Genomic DNA, 16,505 nt, shown 5'->3' with positions numbered 1-16,505 from the left:
CGACCGGCTCAAGCCTCGATTTCGAGCGCCGACAACGGTTTCGAGCAGCAGGCAAGGATGAAACCGTCATCGATCTCGTGGTCGAGGATGCCGCCATTGTGGCTTATCTCGACTTCGCCGGAGACCTTCTTCACCTTGCAGGTGCCGCACAGGCCGAACTCGCAGGCGGCGGGTATCCGCACGCCCGAGCTGCGCGCGGTCTGCAGCACGGTCTGGCCGGCGACGCATTCGGCATCGACCTCCGAAAGCGAGAAGCGGATCGGCGTCACGGCTTCGACAGGTGCAGCGATGCCGTCCTCGACCGGGGAGGCAATCGGCGCCGGAATTTCCTCCACCACAGGCGCGGCAAAGCTCTCCTGATGGTATTTCGTCATGTCGAAGCCGGCGGCATCCAGCATGCCGCGCACGGCGCGCATGAACGGATCGGGGCCGCAGCAGAAGATTTCGCGCTCGCGGAAATCCGGAGCCAGCAAGGGCAGCCGGATCGCGTCGATGCGCCCCATATGACCGTACCAGCCCTCGCGGCTGGAACGTTCCTCGATCATGAAGCCGAGCGACAGGCCGGGCATATGGCCGCCGAGCAGTTCGAGTTCCTTGCGGAAGATGATCTCTTCGGCACGCCGCGCGCAGTTGACGAAACCGACATCGGTCCATGGCGCGCAGTCGTTCAGCCAGCGCAGCATCGACATCATCGGCGTCACGCCGGAGCCAGCCGAAATGAACAGGTATTTGGCCGCCGGGTGGCTGTGCAACGAGAAGTCGCCCGCCGGTCCATAGGCCTTGACGTGCGAACCGGGTGCCAGATTGTCGAACATCCAGCGCGTGCCGATGCTGCCGGCCTGCGCCTTGATCGTCACCGCGATCGAAAACGGCCGCGATGGCGACGACGACAGCGTGTAGGTGCGCATCAGCGGCCCGTCCGGTGTCGGCAGTTCCAGCGTCAGGAACTGGCCCGGCTTGTAGCGGAACCAGGTCTGGTTGTCGGAGCGGAAGGTGAAGGTCTTGACGTCGGGCGCCTCGTCGCTGACGCCGATCACTTCCAGCACCTGCAGCCTGTCGTTCCACGGCGCCATCTGGTCGAGATGGCGATAGAGCCCAAGATCCGTCATCGCATTCATCCTCTGGTCCCTCTTCGCCTGCTCCAGCTCACGCGACGCTGCGCAGCGCCGGCCGGCCGCCTTCGGCAAGGCGCGGGCCGATGAAGGCCGCGTACCATTCGACGAACTGGATCACGCCGCCCTCATGCAGCTCCGAATAGGGGCCGGGCTCATAGGCCGGCGACAGGATGCCGAAGGCGTTTTCCTCGACGATGCGGCGGTCCTGGTCGTTGGTCTCGGTCCAGACGTGGGTGAGCTCTTCAAGGTTGTAGTCGACGCCCTCGACCGCATCCTTGTGCACCAGCCACTTGGTCGTCACCGCGGTTTCGGTGGCGCTGATCGGCAGCACCCGGAAGGTGACCGCATGGTCGATCAGGATGTGGTTCCAGGTCGTCGGATAGTGGTAGTGCATCAAGGTGCCGATGCGGTCGGCGGCAACAGTGTCGGACAGGTTCTTCGTCACCGCGCGCTTTCCCGACATCGTGTAGCTGACGGCATCGCGCAGCAGCGGCGCGCGGGTGGCGCGGTATTGCCCGGCCGGATCGATGCGGAACTTGCTCGGCAGGCCCGCCGCCTCGCATTTCCCCCAGTGCGCCAGCATCTCCGGATCGCTGTCGGCGCCCTGCACGCCGGTCACCGTCGGCGCTTCGGGGAATGTCTTGCACAGCTCTGGATGATTGCCGGCGCAGTGATAGCATTCGCGGTTGTTTTCCCAGACCAGCTTCCAGTTGCCCTTCTCGATGATGGTGCTCTCGAAGGCGACCTTGGCTTCATTCAGCCGGTGCGGCTTGAGGTAGGGCTCTATCATGGCGCGCATCGGCGCAAAGTCGGCAGGTTCTTTCGCCAGGCAGATGAAGATGTAGCCGCCGACGCTCTCGCAGGCGACGGGCTTCAGGCCGAACTGGCTCTTGTCGAAACCGTCGGCCATCTGGCGGGCAAACAGCAGCCGGCCGTCAAGCTCGTAGGTCCACTGGTGATAGGGGCAGACAAGCTTTGCCGCCATGCCCTTCTCAGTGTTGCAGACACGGCTGCCGCGATGGCGGCAGGAATTGTGAAAGGCGTTGATGTTGCCCTTCCGGTCGCGGACCAGCACCACCGGATAATCGCCGATCTGCACGGTGATATAGCTGCCGGGCTTCGGCAGTTCGCAATCATGGCCGATGAACAGCCAGTCGCGATACCAGATAAGCTCCATGTCGAGCTTGAAATAGTCCGGGTCGGTGTAGAAGGGCTGTTCCAGCGAAAAGCCTTGCTTGCGGCCGTTCAGGAGCCTCAGCATGTCGTTGCGCGTATCCATAGTTCTGTCCTCGTGGTTTAAGGACTGAACTTGGTGGTGATGGAGGAAGGATCGGACGCAGGCCGGCGCGGCGCCGGACATGCACTATCCACCTCTTGACCGCCCACCGCGATCAGTCGAGTCTATGCATCTCGGGCTGGTTTCCGGGCTCTGGAGTTGTCCTTGCGGACCATCGCGACACCTTCCCAGGCTCTTGCCCAGTGGTCTCCCGTTGCGACTTCAACTCCACCACCGTTGCGGGGGCAGCGCCGGATTCTGACCGGCTTCCCAATTCTCCGCTGCGTCGTCACGAAGCGGCACCTGAGATGCGATCATCTAATCACGGCAGCGATCGCGACGTCGGCATGAAAGCGACATCGTATCCATGCGGCGCGACACGCGCGGCATACGCTCCCCGCCGCCGGTCAAAGAGCTGAGACGTTTCTTGCGACGCCATCATGCCGTTTCGAATCGCTGCGGATCCAGTTCGATCGGGGGCAAAAAGGGCTCAACGGTATCGAAAAGTTACTATTAGCAACCTCTAATCGAACCGAACGGTTCGTTTCGGTTGACAATGCGTGCAGGACGGTGTGAACGACGGCCCGGAAACCGACACCGGAGCGAACCACTCGGTTCGACATAAGCAACTGAAAACAATACAATAAACAGCCATGAAGGAACTTCCTGGTACAATTTCAAGGTGCAGGAGCGTGGTCCACACGGAACAACTTCGTGATTGGAAACCAGCCTTTGGCTTTCCCACATCGGGGCTGTCCGAACGACGCGAATTCCTCCCAAGACACGCCGCTAGACGGACAGACAAACTGGAGTACTAAAAATGAAAAAGATCATCCTCACTGCCGCAGCCGTTTTGGCGATCACCGGCAGCGCCTTCGCCGGTAGCGACAATTACGGTTCCAATGGTGCGAACCAGCCAGCCGTCTCGGTCGACAGCTCGTATACGGCTTCCATTCAGAAGCCGGCGCACGCTGACAAGCAGCCTGTCGTTCAGGGCGCCGACCGCGACCTCTACGGCAATCGCTGATCCCGACCAAAGAAGGGCGGCTAACCCGTCGCTCTCGGGATCCCAAAAAATTCAGGAGTATTTGAAATGAAAAAGATCATCCTTGCTGCCGCCGCCGTTTTGGCCATCTCCGGCAGCGCTTTCGCCGGCAGCGACAACTACGGTTCGAACGGCGCCAACCAGCCTGCGATTACGTCGACCGATAGTGGCCATACGGCTTCGGTTGAGAAGTCGGCTCCAGCCGAGCAGACGCCTGCCCACGGTGCCGACCGTAACCTTTTCGGCCGTTAAAAGCCGGTTCCCAGCACGCGGCGGGCTTATCCGCTGCAGCTAGCGGCATCAGAAAAATTCAGGAGACTAAAATGAAGAAGATCGTTCTTGCCACCGCAGCCCTTCTGGCTGTTTCGAGCGCTGCCTTTGCCGGCAGCGACAATTATGGCTCCAATGGCGCCAACCAGCCGGCCGCTGCCGTCGACACCACCCGCACTTCGTCGACCGGCACCAACTCGGCGGTCTACAAGCTGCTGAACTCGTCGAACGACCAACAGAAGTTCGTTCCTCAGAGCAGCGACAGGGATCGGTTCGGCAACAACTAACAGCCGAAGCTTAAAAAAGAGCGGCGGGCCAGGCCCGCCGCTCTTTTTCATGCCTGTACGACGCAGCTATCTCAAGCCGCCTTCACTTCCACCGGCTTGAGCGAGAAGGAGTGCCCATCGGCGTCGAAGATGTGCAGGTCCCCGGCATCCGCGGTCAGTCGCAGCTTTGCCCCGCGCTTGACCTCGACATTGCCGGGCAGCTTGGTCACCAACGGCAGGTCGGCGCGGCCGATATCGACATAGACAAGCTGCACCTCGCCGAGTTGCTCGACATAGTCCACCACGCCCTCGAAAAGATATTCCGCGCCGGTGGCGGCCGACAGATCCTCCGGCCGCACGCCGAAGCTGACTGGCGCACCCTTTGCTGACGCCGGCGTTGCGATCGGCACCGTTGCCTTGCGGCCGCCGACATGGCTGACGATTGTCGGGTTGCCCGTCCTGTCGATTGTCGCCGGCAGGATGTTCATGGCCGGCGAGCCTATGAACTGGGCAACGAACAGATTGCCGGGCTTCTTGTAGAGGTCCATCGGCGTGCCGACCTGCTCGATATGGCCATCCTTCAGCACGACGATGCGGTCGGCGAGCGTCATCGCTTCGACCTGATCGTGGGTGACGTAGATCATGGTCGTGGCAGGCATCGATTCCTTGAGCTTGGCGATCTCGATGCGGGTCGCGACGCGCAGCGCCGCGTCGAGATTCGACAGCGGCTCGTCGAACAGGAACACTTTCGGATTGCGCACGATGGCGCGACCGATGGCGACACGCTGGCGCTGGCCGCCCGACATCGCCTTGGGCAGGCGGTCGAGATATTTGGTCAGCTGCAGGATCTCCGCTGCCTGCCGCACCCGCTTGTCGATCTCGGCCTTGCTTTCCTTGCCGATCTTCATCGAGAAGGCCATGTTGTCGTAGACGGTCATGTGCGGATAGAGCGCATAGGACTGGAACACCATGGCGATGCCGCGCTTGGAAGGCGGCACATCGTTCACCACCTCGCCGGCGATCTTCAGCTCGCCGGAGGTGATCTCCTCAAGCCCGGCGATGGACCGCAGCAAGGTCGACTTGCCGCAACCCGACGGGCCGACGAAGACGATGAACTCGCCCGACTTTATGTCGAGGTCGATGCCGTGGAGAATGTGCAGATTGCCGTATGATTTCTTCACCTGTCTCAGCGTGACATCGGCCATAATTTCCTCCCAGTGATTTCCCTAGAGAACCTGGATTTCCTCAAAAAATCCAGTTTCGTCAAAAACTCAGTCGATGCGCCCGAACCAGGCGCCGTAGCCGCCGAGGCGGATGGAACCTGTGCCGGATTGTCCCGAAAAACCGTGCCCGGCCAATGGCAGCAGCGCCTGACCACCGAGATCGACCTCGGCCGGCTTGCTGGCCAGATTGAAGACGCAGACGATCTGCTCATTGCCCTCACGGCGGGTGAAGGCGACGGTGTCGCCCTCGCTTTCGATGAACTCGATGTCGCCTTTGGCCAGGGCCGGATGCTGGCGGCGGAAACCGAGAAAGCGCCGGTAGTGCTCGAGCAGCGAGGCCGCGTCGCCCTGCTGAACATTGACCGCTTGCGACAAGTGCTTGCCCGGCACCGGCAGCCAGGGCTTGGCCGTCGAAAAGCCGGCATTGCTGGCGGTTGCATCCCACACCATCGGCGTGCGGCAGCCGTCGCGGCCCTTGAATTCGGGCCAGAAGCGAATGCCGTAGGGGTCCTGCAGATCCTCGAGCTGCAACTCGGCTTCGCCAAGCCCAAGCTCCTCTCCCTGATAGAGGCAGACCGAACCGCGCAGCGACATCAGCAGCGCCGAGATAACCTTCAGATAGGCGGCCGGGTCGGCCTCGTCGGCGGCCCAGCGCGAGGCCGGACGCATCACGTCGTGGTTGGAAAAGGCCCAGCACGACCAGCCGTCACTGGCGACTTTGCCGAAGGCTTCCAGCACCTCGCGCACCTTGGCGGCGCTGATCTTTTCCGGCGCCAGGAAATCGAAGGAATAGCACATGTGGACGCGTTTGCCGCAGGCGGTGTAGGCGGCGACCACTTCCAGCCCGCGTTGCGAATCGCCGACTTCGCCGACTGCGGCGGTTGCCGGATATTCGTCGAGCAGCGCCCGGAACCGTTCGAGGAAGGCAAGGTTTTCCGGCCGGCTCTTGTCGTAGATATGGTCCTGGTAGTTGTAGGGATTGACCGCAGGTGCTGTCTGGTCGTTGCGCTCTTCGGGCGGCAGCGGCGGATTGTTCTCCAGCCCCTGGCTGTGGAAGTAGAAATTGATGGTGTCGAGGCGGAAGCCGTCGACGCCGCGCTCCAGCCAGAAGCGGGTGACGTCGAGCAGCGCGTCCTGGACTTCCAGATTGTGGAAGTTGAGATCGGGCTGCTCGGACAGGAAATTATGCAGGTAATATTGCTGGCGGCTGGTGTCCCACTGCCAGGCCGAGCCGCCGAAGATCGACAGCCAGTTGTTGGGCGGCGTGCCGTCCGGCCTGGCGTCGGCCCAGACATACCAGTCGGCCTTCGGATTGCCGCGGCTGGCGCGGCTCTCCTTGAACCATGGATGGTTGTCGGCGGTGTGCGACAGCACCTCGTCGATCATCACCTTGAGGCCGAGGTGATGGGCTTCCGCAACCAGCGCGTCGAAATCGGCGAGCGTCCCGAACATCGGGTCGACGTCGCAATAGTCCGACACATCGTAGCCGAAATCCTTCATCGGCGACTTGAAGAAGGGCGAAATCCAGATGGCGTCGACGCCGAGCGAGGCGATGTAGGTCAGCCTGCGGATGATGCCCTTGAGGTCGCCGATGCCGTCGCCATTGGAGTCCTGATAGGAGCGCGGATATATCTGGTAGATCACCGCGCCCCGCCACCAGTCGCGACCGACGGCGAGATCGGGCTTCGAGGTCGCCTTCAAAGCGGCTTGCATAAGTCTCAACCTCCTTTGACCGAGCCGGCCAGCAGCCCGCGGACGAAATAGCGCTGCAGCGAGAAGAACACGATCAGCGGCACGATAATGGTGACGAAGGCCGATGTCGTCAGGATTTCCCAGTCGCCGCCGCGCGAGCCGAGCAGTGCGTTGAGCTTCGCGGTCAGCACGATCTGATCCCCTTCGGTACCGAGGAAAACCATTGCCACCAATAAGTCGTTCCACACCCACAGGAACTGGAAGATCGCAAAGGACGCCAGCACCGGGAAGGACAGCGGCAGCACGATCTTGACGAAGATTTCGAAATCGCTGGCGCCGTCGATGCGCGCCGATTCCATGATCTCGCGCGGCAGGCCGGCAATATAGCTGCGCAGGAGATAGATGGCGAAGGGCAGGCCGAAGCCGGTATGCGCCAGCCAGATGCCGAGATAGGTTTTCGACGGCACACCGAAGAAGATGCCGACGCCGTTGTAGATCTTCAAAAGCGGGATCAAGGACATCTGCAGCGGCACGACCAGCAGGCCGATGATTGTGGCGATCAGCAAGGCGCGGCCGGGAAAACGCATCCACGCCAATGCATAGGCGGCGAAGGCGGCGATCAGGATCGGGATGACCGTCGCCGGGATGGTGACGGTCAGCGAGTTTATGAACGAGCGGCCGATGCCCTCCGAAAACAGCACGGTCTTGTAATTGTCGGTGGTGAATTTCGGTGGCGCCGACGAGGCGTAATAGACGCGCTGGCCACGGTCGCCTTCGAAAGCCTTGGGCGAACTCATGACGAACGTTCCGTCGGCATTGAGCTGCAAGGTCACGCCGTCGCCGAGATCGGCAGTGGTGCCGGCCGGATATTGCGTCGGTGCCGCCGACTTGACGCCGAAGGCGCTGATGTTGCGCGCAGCACCGTCGCCGAAGATATTGCCGGCAAGCACGAACTTGCCGTCCTTCTCGACCTGCGCCGAGGCCGGCGGCAGGCGGCCGGCTTCAGTCTGGCTGGAGCTGGAGAACGAGTTCCACCAGCCCGAGGCGATGATCTGGTCCTTGTCGCGCAGCGACGAGACCAGGATGCCGAGCGTCGGCACGGTCCAGACGGCGACGAAGACAAGCACGGCGATGTGGACGCCGAAGCGGCTGGCAAAGGACTTTCCGGTCGCGACGGCCATCTCAATGTCCTCCCGTCTCTTTGTTCGCCTGGCGGATGTTCCAGACCATGATCGGGATGACCGCGATCATGATGATGATGGCGATGGTGGCGCCGCGGCCGAAATCGCCGCCGCCGCGGAACATCCAATCGAACATCAGATTGGCCAGCACCTGGCTGTTCCATTGGCCGTTGGTCATGGTCAGCACGATGTCGAACACTTTCAGCACCAGGATGGTGATCGTCGTCCAGACCACGGCGATGGTGCCCCAGATCTGCGGCACCATGATCTTCCAGAAGATCTGGAACGGATTGGCGCCGTCGATGACCGCGGCTTCAAGCGTCTCTTCGGGGATGCCGCGCAACGCCGAAGACAGGATGACCATGGCAAAGCCGGTCTGGATCCAGATCAGGATGATCATCAGGAAGAAATTGTTCCAGAACGGCAGCGATATCCAGACCTGCGGCTGGCCGCCGAAATACTGGATGATGGCGTTGAGCAGGCCGATCTGCGTCTGGCCCTCGCCGCGATATTCGTAGATGAATTTCCAGATCACGCTGGCGCCGACGAAGGAGATCGCCAGCGGCAGGAAGATCAGGCTCTTGGCGATTGTGCCCCACCAGATCTTGTCCGTGAGCACGGCGATTATCAACCCTAGAAAGGTGCAGGCGGCGGGCACCACCGCCAGCCAGATGATGTTATTCAGGATCGAGTTGCGGAACTCGCGGTCGCCGAACGCCCATTCATAGTTGGCGAAGCCGACAAAATGCTGGCCGCCGCGGTCGAGGAAGGACAGCCAGAGCGTCGCCACCACCGGATAGATCAGGTAGACGGTGAGGATGATCATCGCCGGGCCGACGAACAGCCACGGACGGACCAGTCCTTGCCGGCGCAGATTGTCGATGGCCGCAGCCCCGGCCACGCCGCGCGACGGGAATATCAGGTCGACCAGCTTGTTGGCGCCCCAGAAATAGGCGACGCAGCCGCCGACGCCGATGATGATGACAAAAATGGCCGATAAGATCTGAGCAGCCATGGGTCCCTCTTCCCTGCGCATGATCGGCCGGGCCTTGAACAGCCCTGGCGATGTGGCTCTGCGCCGATTTAAGTTATTCTGAAACGAACGAACGCAAATCGGTCCGGCGTAAGGCGCCGGTCGGATCCGGGCCATAGCGGCCCGGACCCAGTCTGTGGAGGAAGTCCTGAATTTGCCGCCAAAGCGGCTGATTACTTGGCAGTGGTTACTTGCCAGCTGACTGCTTGCCAGCTGACTACTTGATAGCGTCCCAGCTCTTCTGGATGTCGGTGGCGACATCCTGCGCCGACTTGCCGCCGACCAGATCGATCATGCCGGTCCAGAAGGCGCCGGCGCCGATCTTGCCCGGCATCAGGTCCGAACCGTCGAAGCGGAAGGTCGAGGCATTGGCAAGGATATCGCCCTGCTTCTTCAGCGCGTCGCTGGCATAGGCATCCTTGTTGACCGACTTAAGCGGCGTGACGAAGCCGCCCTGGGCCATCCAGATTTCATGTGCCAGCGGCATTTTCAGGAATTCGATGAACGCGCGTGCACCCTTCGAGTCCTTGGTGATCATGGCCAGCGTGCCGGCGCCGAGCACAGGCGTGCCCAGCTCGGGCTTGGATGCATAGGGCGGGAAGTAGAAGAAGTCGGCGTCCTGTCCAACCTTTGTGCCTTCCGGGAAGAAGGTCGGGATGAACGATGCCTGATGGTGCAGGTAGCATTTCGGCGGCACCGAGAAGAGGCCCTTCGGGCTGTCGCGGAAGTCGGTCGCGGCAACCGCCTTGGCCCCGCCGTCGACCATCTTGTCGTCGGTCGCGATCTTGCCGAAAATGTCGATGGCGTTGACCACCGCCGGATCGTTGAACGGGATCTCGTTCTTTACCCACTTGTCATACACGTCGGGCGCCTGGGTGCGCAGCATGATGTCTTCGACCCAGTCGGTCGCCGGCCAGCCGGTAGCGCCGCCTGAGCCGAGGCCGATGCACCACGGCGTGCCGCCGTCGGCGATGATCTTCTTCTCGAGATCGGCGAGCTCTTCCTGGGTCTTGGGAACCTTGTAGCCGGCTTCCTCGAAATTGTCCGGCGAGTACCAGACCAGCGATTTCACGTCGGCCTTGTAGGGAAAGGCGAAGAAGCCCGGCTTGCCGTCCTTGTCCTTGAAGGTGCCGAGATCGACCCATGACTGGCCGGCGCCGTAATTGTCCTTGATCCATTTGGCGGTGTCGTCGCCCAGCGGCGTCAAAAGGCCCTTGGACGCCAGATCCTGGATCAGGCCCGGCTGCGGCAGTACGGCGATATTGGGCGGGCTGCCGGCCTGGGTATCGATGACGATCTGCTGTTCGTAATTTTCCGACGAGGAGTATTTGATCTCGGCGCCGGTGGCTTCCTGAAAATATTCGAGAACAGTGCGGATGAGGCCTTCGTCCTCGCCGCGCCAGGGCCCGAAGATAGTCAGTGTCTCGCCCTTGAGATCGACCTTCTTCAGTTCTTCGTAATTGGCCCAGTTGAAGCGCTTGTCTTCCCCGGGCTTGAACTTCAGTTCGGCTTGCGCCGGCAGGGACAAGGCGAGCGTGGCAAACGCTGCGCCAAGCAGAAGCATCTTCTTCATCGGTATTCCTCCCAGTGTGGACACATACACCCGGACGGAACCTCCATTCCGCCCGCCGACGCTGCAGGACTGTGACTCGTTCAGAAAGGAACCGCAACCTTTCGAAGAGTCTTCCAAAGCGCTTTGGTCTTTTTGATCTCGCCATTGAATCGGCTGGAAGTCAAGAGGGCGGTGGGCTAATCGATTTAATTTCGAGCTGGAAGACTTGGTAAAGTGCGCTGCAGCATAGTTTTACGGCGGTGCAGCAGCGTATTAAGCTTCAAACTGGCCTGACCAGTGCGTATGGTCGACCAGCTTGGCCGCGCCCATTGTGGCGCCGCGTGGCTTCAAAATTAAAAGCGCTTTGAGGCTTGGAGGCCTCCCGGTGAACCTGAAGCAGCTCTCTCATATGCTGGCCCTGTCGCAGACAACGGTAAGCCGTGCGCTCAACGGCTATCCCGAGGTCAACGAGGAAACCCGCCGGCGTGTGGTGGATGCCGCCAAGCGCCACGGCTACCGGCCCAACCCGAGCGCGCGCCGGCTGGCGACCGGCAAGACGGGCATGATCGGTTATGTCCTGCCGACGGGCGCCTCCGTCGACATCGACCCGCATTTCGTCGAATTCCTCTCCGGCCTCGGCGACTATGCCCGCTCGCACGAGCTCGACCTGGTGCTGTCGCCGGCCGATGCCGACGACCAGGAAACCACCTATCGCCGCATCGTCGCCAACCGACAGGTCGACGCCGTCTACATCTCCTCGCCGCGCCCGGCCGACCGGCGGGTGGCGCTGGTCAACACGCTCGGCATTCCCTTCATCGTCCATGGCCGCAGCGAGGGTTCCGATTTCGACTACCCTTTCACCGACATTGACAATGAGGGCGGCTTCCACGATGCGGCCCGGCTGCTGGTTCAGCTCGGCCACCGGCGGCTGGCGCTGATCAATGGCGACGACCGCGAGACCTTCGCCATCCACCGCGAGCGCGGCATGCGCAGGGCGCTGGCCGCGAGCGGCCTGACGCTCGGCGAGCGCCATGTCTGTTCACTCACCATGACCGAGGAGAACGGCTACCGCGCCGCCAGGCGCCTGCTCGAACAGAGCGAGCGGCCGACGGCGATCGCCTGCTCCAGCCTGATCATGTCGCTCGGCGTCGTGCGCGCGGTGCGCGACCTTGGCCTGACCATTCCCGGCGACCTGTCGTTGATTGCCCATGACGACGTCTTTCCATGGCTGAAGCCGGAGAATTTTTCCGTGCCGCTGTCGACGACGCGCTCGTCGATCCGCCTCGCCGGCGCCCGCATCGCCAAACGCCTGGCAGCGCGCATTTCCGGCTTGGAAGAAGGGGCGCGGGGCGAGGTCTGGCCTGTCGACCTGGTGGTGAGAGGCTCGGTCGCCGGCGCGCCGGTTTAGGGATTAATCCAATTGCTCCGCTGGGCAAGTTCACCCATGTGGATGTTGCCCGCAGATAGATTGACTTCGTTGGGACAACGGTCTGCCTGGACCTGTCCTTGATTTGGCTTCGAGTGGGTGGCAACCAGTAAGCCAGAGCCATCAACCAGTCCTCAGGGTGCGCCACTTGCCCATATTCCCGTTCTCCGAAACGGATCCAATCCGGCATCCTGGCCCACCGCCGAAAACGTCGGAGGTGGTCATTGTCGGTGGCGGCATCATCGGTGTGACGACGGCGCTTTTCCTGGCACAGCGGAACATCCCGGTGACGCTGCTGGAAAAAGGGCGCATTGCGGCCGAACAGTCGTCCCGAAACTGGGGCTGGATTCGAAAGCAGGGACGCGACGCCGACGAGCTGCCCATCGTCATCGAGGCGATTCGCCTGTGGCGGCAACTGGCTGAGGAATGCGGCGAGGACATCGGCCTGACCCAGACAGGTGTGACCTACCTGGCGAACACCGACAAGGACATGGCCGGGTTCGAAGCCTTCATGAAGATCGCCGCGATCCATGCGCTCGACACCCGTCTCCTGGATGCAGACGAAACCGCGACACTCATCAAAGGCATGTCGCGCAAATTCAAGAGCGCGATGACGACGCCCTCCGACATGCGCGCGGAGCCTTGGCTGGCGGTGCCCGCACTTGCCCGGCTCGCCGTGCGAAAAGGCGTCAAAATCGTCGAGAATTGCGCAGCGCGAACCCTCGAACTCTCAGGCGGCAAGGTCAAGGGCGTGTGGACCGAGGCGGGGTATGTCGAGGCCTCCAGCGTGCTGGTCGCCGGCGGCGCCTGGTCATCTCTGTTCTTGCGCAGACACGGCATCTCCATCCCCCAGCTCAGCGTCAGAGTAACCGCAGCCGCAACGGAGCCCATGCCTGAGGTCTATGCCGGTGCGGCGGCCGACGAACACATCGCGTTCCGGCGCAGGCAGGATGGCGGATATACGCTCGCCGCGGGCGGCAGCCATTTGCTTTATTTGGGGCCTGACGCATTCCGGCACGCCACCAAATACCTTCCCGCCCTCAGGGATAACCCGTTCGGGACGCGCTACTTTCCGTTCGCCCCGTCAGGTTACCCTGATGCGTGGTCGACGCCGCGCGATTGGGCGCCGGATTCCGTCAGTCCTTTCGAAAAAATGCGGGTGCTGAACCCGCCCCCTGAACGAGCCGGTCTGCGTTCGATAGAACGCAATTTCGGACGTCTTTTTCCACAGCTCGAAACAGTTCGCCTGAAGGCAGGCTGGGGCGGCATGATCGACGCCATGCCGGACGTCGTCCCCATCGTGGATCATGTGCAGGCCGTCGGCGGTCTTTTCGTCGCGACGGGAATGAGCGGTCACGGCTTCGGTATCGGGCCTGGCATAGGCCGTGTCGTTGCCGACCTGATCCAGGGAAACCAGACGGGGCACGACCTCAGCCGCTTCCGGCTGTCACGCTTCCATGATGGCAGCCCTGTCCGGCTGGGCCCGGCGCTCTGAATTGGTGGCGCGAATTTCGCCCGGTTTACTTGTTCGCCGCCGCCTTCGTATCCAGCAGCCCATAACCGAAATCATTGTCCCGTCCCTTCGGACCGAGATCCCTGGCGGTGGCGGCCAGCGCCTTTTCGATGTCGTCGGCGGAGCGCTCGGGTGAAGCGTGGATCAAATTGGCGATAGCGCCGGACACGATCGCGGCGGCAAACGAGGTGCCGGTGACGACGTCAGAGCCGGCGCCGCTCGGCGCCACCATCTCGACGCCGGGCGCCGAGATGAAGACATAAGCGCCGCGATTGGCCTGCTGCATCAGCCCGTCCTTGGCGTCGGTGGCGGTGACCGCGATCACGCCGTCATAGGCGGCGGGGTAGCCATAGGGCGCTTTCGGCCCGTTGTTGCCGGCAGCAGCGACCAGGATGATGCCGAGCCCGCGCGCATTGCGGCAGGCGGTGGCGAGCAGATCGTTCTTGGGGCCGACGAAACTCATATTGATGATGCTGACATTCTGGTCCGCCGCCCAGTCGAGCGCCGACAGGATGACATCCATGGTCGACCTGCCGTCCTCGAAGGCGCGGGCGTGATAGATCCTGGCGCCGGGCGCCATGCCTTCGAGCGCGCCGACGCCGGCGATCAGCCCGTCGACCGAGGTACCGTGGTCACGCTTTTCGACCGGCACGTTGGGCATGGCGTCGAACTGGTCGGCAATGACGCCGGTCAGCGCCGGATTGGTGTCGTCTATGCCGGTGTCGATGACGGCGATGCGCACGTTTTCGCCACTGGCTTGCTTGTTGTCGAGCTGAATGCGCTCGAAGGCATAGTTGACGATGCCGGCCGCCTGCTGCAGCGAATAGATATGGTTTGGCTCGCGCCGCAGGGTGCGGCCATCGGCGGCCAGCTGCGCCAGCACGGCGCCGACCGGGCGGCCGTCGGGAATGCCGAAGCGCACCAGCGTGGTGCCGAGCAGCCGCGACTGGCGCTGCGAGCGCACTTCAAGGCCGAAGGAGGCGGCGATCTGCTGGACGGCGCCGGCATCGCCGTCGACGGTCACCAGCACCTCGTCGGGCACGAACTCGCCGGCGATGGCACGGCGCGGCGCGGTCGCGACAAGATCGGTCGGCGAAACGATCGCCCCGCCGGCGGGTGGCCCGGCCTGCGTGTCGGCAGGCGGCGCTGACGGCCGCGGCGTCGGCACGGGCGCTACGGGAGCCGGTGGGTTGGGAAACAGGTCGACGATCAGGGCCGGAAGGGTAACTGCGCCTGGTTCGCCGCCGACGTTGGCCTCATTGCCGTCTTTCGGGCAGTCGGCAGCCGCCGCTCCGGCCGCGTCGGTGCAGTCGGCCCGGCCGGCATTGGGATCATTGGTCTGCGCCGACGCCGGCACGGCGACGATTGTCGTCGCCGCCACCAGGATCGCCGCAAATCGAATGACCGCCCTAGCTGCCATCAACCGGTTTCCTTCCCTCGATCACAGTCTCCGCGAACGGCTGGGCGGCAATAAGGCCGACGAGCCTGGTGTAGTCTGCTCCGGTCTTGACCGGGATGGCAATGCGGAAGACGCCCGAGGCGGCCGGCCCGCCGGCGATCTTCAGCGCGTTCTGGTCGAGGAAAACAGCGATGTCGGACATCTTCGCATCCGGCTTGAACTTGACCAGCGCGAACGGCAGTTTGGCCAGATCATCCTCGGCGCCGGCAATCTCGAAATCATGGCTCTTGCCGCCGGTCTGCACGTAGGACTGCACCACGACCAACGCCAGCAGCACCGCCGCTGCCGCCCAGGCGACACCGACCGGCACCGCCATGAAACGGCCGAGTGCCTGCGCCAGCCAGGAACGGCCCGCGGGAGCGCGGACCGGTCCGGCTTCGGCGTCGAGCGCCCTGGCAAAGCGGCTGAGCGCATCGGCCGGTGGCCGGATCGCCTCGTTGGCGGCGGTGGCGCCGGAGAATTCCGCCTCAGCCTCGCCAAGCGCCGCCATCGCCGCCGGATCGGACGCCAGCCATTCCTCGACGGCTTCGAGGTCCCAGCCTTCCAGCGAGCCGTTCAGGTAGAACGGCAGCAGCGTTTCCATTTCGTCACGGCGCGACATTTTTTCAGCGGCGCTCATGTCTTCAGGATTGCTCATGGCCACCCCCTGTCGTAACCGGCGGCCTTGAGGGCTTCGCCGAGTTTCTTGCGGGCGTAGAACATTCGGGTCTTGACAGTGGCGACCGGGATGCCGAGTACCTCGCCGATCTCCGTCACCGACTGTCCATGGTAATAGGCAAGGTCGATCACCGAGCGGTGTTCCTCCGGCAAGGCATCGACGAAGCGCCGCAAGGCGGCGCCCTTGTCTTCCTTCATGGTGGCGACTTCCGGCGTGTCGGCGCCATCGGGAACCTGCGCCGCATCATCGTCATCGATCCAGTCTTCTTTTTTCTTGCGCAGCATCGACAGCGCCTTGAACCGGGCGATGCCGAGCAGCCATGTCGAGACTTCCGAGCGCCCTTCGAAACCGGGCGCCTGGCGCCACAGCTCGAGAAAGACCTCGTTTGCGATATCGTCGGCCATCATTTCCGATCCCGTCTGGCGCACCACGAAGCGGTAGACCCGCGCGTGGTGACGCATGAACAGCAGCCGAACAGCGGCACGGTCGCCCTTCGCGACCCGGTCGACAAGCGCGCGATCAGTCTCGGTCGCTGCCGTCATGGCCGGTCGAGCCGCCTGGCTCCTGTCTGCTCTGTCGCCGATAGGTTCAAAAAGGTTCATCCTTCCGCCAAGGAATTTTGGCGAAGCTAACCGAAGAGAGGGAGTGTTGCCAGAGCGTCTGTCCAGCCGATAGATGGGTAACACTTTGAACCGGATACGTAGGTGACACTTCTCTCCCCCTATGCGTCCGCCGCAGCGCCAAGCGGATTGGTTGGCGCGGCGCTGCGGCGGACAAGCTTCATGTGCCGTGTGTC

General features: G+C 62.8%; 15 protein-coding genes and 1 riboswitch. Of the genes, 5 read left to right on the top strand and 10 right to left on the bottom strand.

Going from position 1 to position 16,505, the window contains the following annotated elements; translation table 11 throughout:
* Window positions 1–8: 8 nt before the first annotated feature.
* Complete coding sequence (locus tag NKJ58_RS30270; protein WP_352854610.1) at window positions 9–1,109, bottom strand: FAD-binding oxidoreductase; 1,101 nt, start codon at window positions 1,107–1,109, stop codon at window positions 9–11.
* Window positions 1,110–1,146: 37 nt separating this feature from the next.
* Window positions 1,147–2,394, bottom strand: coding sequence for an aromatic ring-hydroxylating oxygenase subunit alpha (locus NKJ58_RS30265; protein WP_352813285.1), 1,248 nt, complete (start codon window positions 2,392–2,394; stop codon window positions 1,147–1,149).
* Between the two features lie 117 nt (window positions 2,395–2,511).
* Window positions 2,512–2,713: riboswitch (cobalamin riboswitch) on the bottom strand.
* Window positions 2,714–3,211: 498 nt separating this feature from the next.
* Here NKJ58_RS30265 and NKJ58_RS30260 point away from each other — a divergent pair.
* The 3 genes from NKJ58_RS30260 to NKJ58_RS30250 all read left to right on the top strand — a co-directional run bounded on the left by NKJ58_RS30260 (window position 3,212) and on the right by NKJ58_RS30250 (window position 3,993).
* Window positions 3,212–3,418 (top strand): DUF680 domain-containing protein, encoded by a 207-nt coding sequence (locus NKJ58_RS30260; RefSeq protein WP_023668885.1) that lies wholly within the window; start codon window positions 3,212–3,214, stop codon window positions 3,416–3,418.
* A 66-nt stretch (window positions 3,419–3,484) separates the two neighbouring features.
* Window positions 3,485–3,688, top strand: coding sequence for a DUF680 domain-containing protein (locus NKJ58_RS30255; RefSeq protein WP_352813284.1), 204 nt, complete (start codon window positions 3,485–3,487; stop codon window positions 3,686–3,688).
* A gap of 71 nt (window positions 3,689–3,759) precedes the next feature.
* On the top strand, window positions 3,760–3,993 hold the full coding sequence (locus NKJ58_RS30250) for a DUF680 domain-containing protein (RefSeq protein WP_352813283.1): 234 nt from the start codon (window positions 3,760–3,762) through the stop codon (window positions 3,991–3,993).
* Between the two features lie 71 nt (window positions 3,994–4,064).
* Here NKJ58_RS30250 and NKJ58_RS30245 read toward each other — a convergent pair whose 3' ends face one another.
* The 5 genes from NKJ58_RS30245 to NKJ58_RS30225 all read right to left on the bottom strand — a co-directional run bounded on the left by NKJ58_RS30245 (window position 4,065) and on the right by NKJ58_RS30225 (window position 10,674).
* Window positions 4,065–5,177 (bottom strand): ABC transporter ATP-binding protein, encoded by a 1,113-nt coding sequence (locus NKJ58_RS30245; protein ID WP_352813282.1) that lies wholly within the window; start codon window positions 5,175–5,177, stop codon window positions 4,065–4,067.
* A gap of 66 nt (window positions 5,178–5,243) precedes the next feature.
* Window positions 5,244–6,908 carry a beta-galactosidase BglA gene (gene bglA, locus NKJ58_RS30240; protein WP_352813281.1) on the bottom strand — a complete coding sequence of 555 codons (1,665 nt, stop codon included), beginning with the start codon at window positions 6,906–6,908 and terminating at the stop codon, window positions 5,244–5,246.
* Window positions 6,909–6,913: 5 nt separating this feature from the next.
* The gene (locus tag NKJ58_RS30235; protein WP_023668890.1) at window positions 6,914–8,068 is read right to left on the bottom strand and encodes a carbohydrate ABC transporter permease; all 1,155 of its coding nucleotides are present in this window, start codon (window positions 8,066–8,068) and stop codon (window positions 6,914–6,916) included.
* Window position 8,069: 1 nt separating this feature from the next.
* Complete coding sequence (locus NKJ58_RS30230) at window positions 8,070–9,083, bottom strand: carbohydrate ABC transporter permease (protein ID WP_023668891.1); 1,014 nt, start codon at window positions 9,081–9,083, stop codon at window positions 8,070–8,072.
* 235 nt (window positions 9,084–9,318) lie between these two features.
* The gene (locus tag NKJ58_RS30225; RefSeq protein ID WP_023668892.1) at window positions 9,319–10,674 is read right to left on the bottom strand and encodes an ABC transporter substrate-binding protein; all 1,356 of its coding nucleotides are present in this window, start codon (window positions 10,672–10,674) and stop codon (window positions 9,319–9,321) included.
* 364 nt (window positions 10,675–11,038) lie between these two features.
* Between NKJ58_RS30225 and NKJ58_RS30220 the strand changes: the two genes are divergently transcribed.
* Window positions 11,039–12,061: a substrate-binding domain-containing protein gene (locus tag NKJ58_RS30220; RefSeq protein WP_023668893.1), complete on the top strand. Its 1,023-nt coding sequence runs from the start codon at window positions 11,039–11,041 to the stop codon at window positions 12,059–12,061.
* 166 nt (window positions 12,062–12,227) lie between these two features.
* Window positions 12,228–13,574 carry an NAD(P)/FAD-dependent oxidoreductase gene (locus NKJ58_RS30215; RefSeq protein WP_023668894.1) on the top strand — a complete coding sequence of 449 codons (1,347 nt, stop codon included), beginning with the start codon at window positions 12,228–12,230 and terminating at the stop codon, window positions 13,572–13,574.
* Between the two features lie 25 nt (window positions 13,575–13,599).
* On the opposite strand, the gene NKJ58_RS30210 is transcribed toward NKJ58_RS30215, so the two are convergent.
* The 3 genes from NKJ58_RS30210 to NKJ58_RS30200 are packed head-to-tail and all read right to left on the bottom strand — an operon-like array spanning window position 13,600 to window position 16,251.
* Window positions 13,600–15,012, bottom strand: coding sequence for a S8 family serine peptidase (locus tag NKJ58_RS30210; protein WP_352514617.1), 1,413 nt, complete (start codon window positions 15,010–15,012; stop codon window positions 13,600–13,602).
* The gene (locus NKJ58_RS30205; RefSeq protein ID WP_352854613.1) at window positions 15,002–15,670 is read right to left on the bottom strand and encodes an anti-sigma factor; all 669 of its coding nucleotides are present in this window, start codon (window positions 15,668–15,670) and stop codon (window positions 15,002–15,004) included. The genes NKJ58_RS30210 and NKJ58_RS30205 overlap by 11 nt, the downstream gene beginning before the upstream one ends.
* Before the next feature lie 14 nt (window positions 15,671–15,684).
* A complete protein-coding gene (locus NKJ58_RS30200) occupies window positions 15,685–16,251 on the bottom strand; it encodes a sigma-70 family RNA polymerase sigma factor (RefSeq protein ID WP_023683483.1) in 567 nt (188 codons plus the stop codon).
* Window positions 16,252–16,505: the final 254 nt, after the last annotated feature.

This window comes from Mesorhizobium sp. M0139, from assembly GCF_040322455.1.
GTDB lineage: Bacteria > Pseudomonadota > Alphaproteobacteria > Rhizobiales > Rhizobiaceae > Mesorhizobium.
The sequence above is the reverse complement of the archived record's forward strand: the minus strand, read 5'-3'. Positions and strand labels throughout refer to the sequence as shown.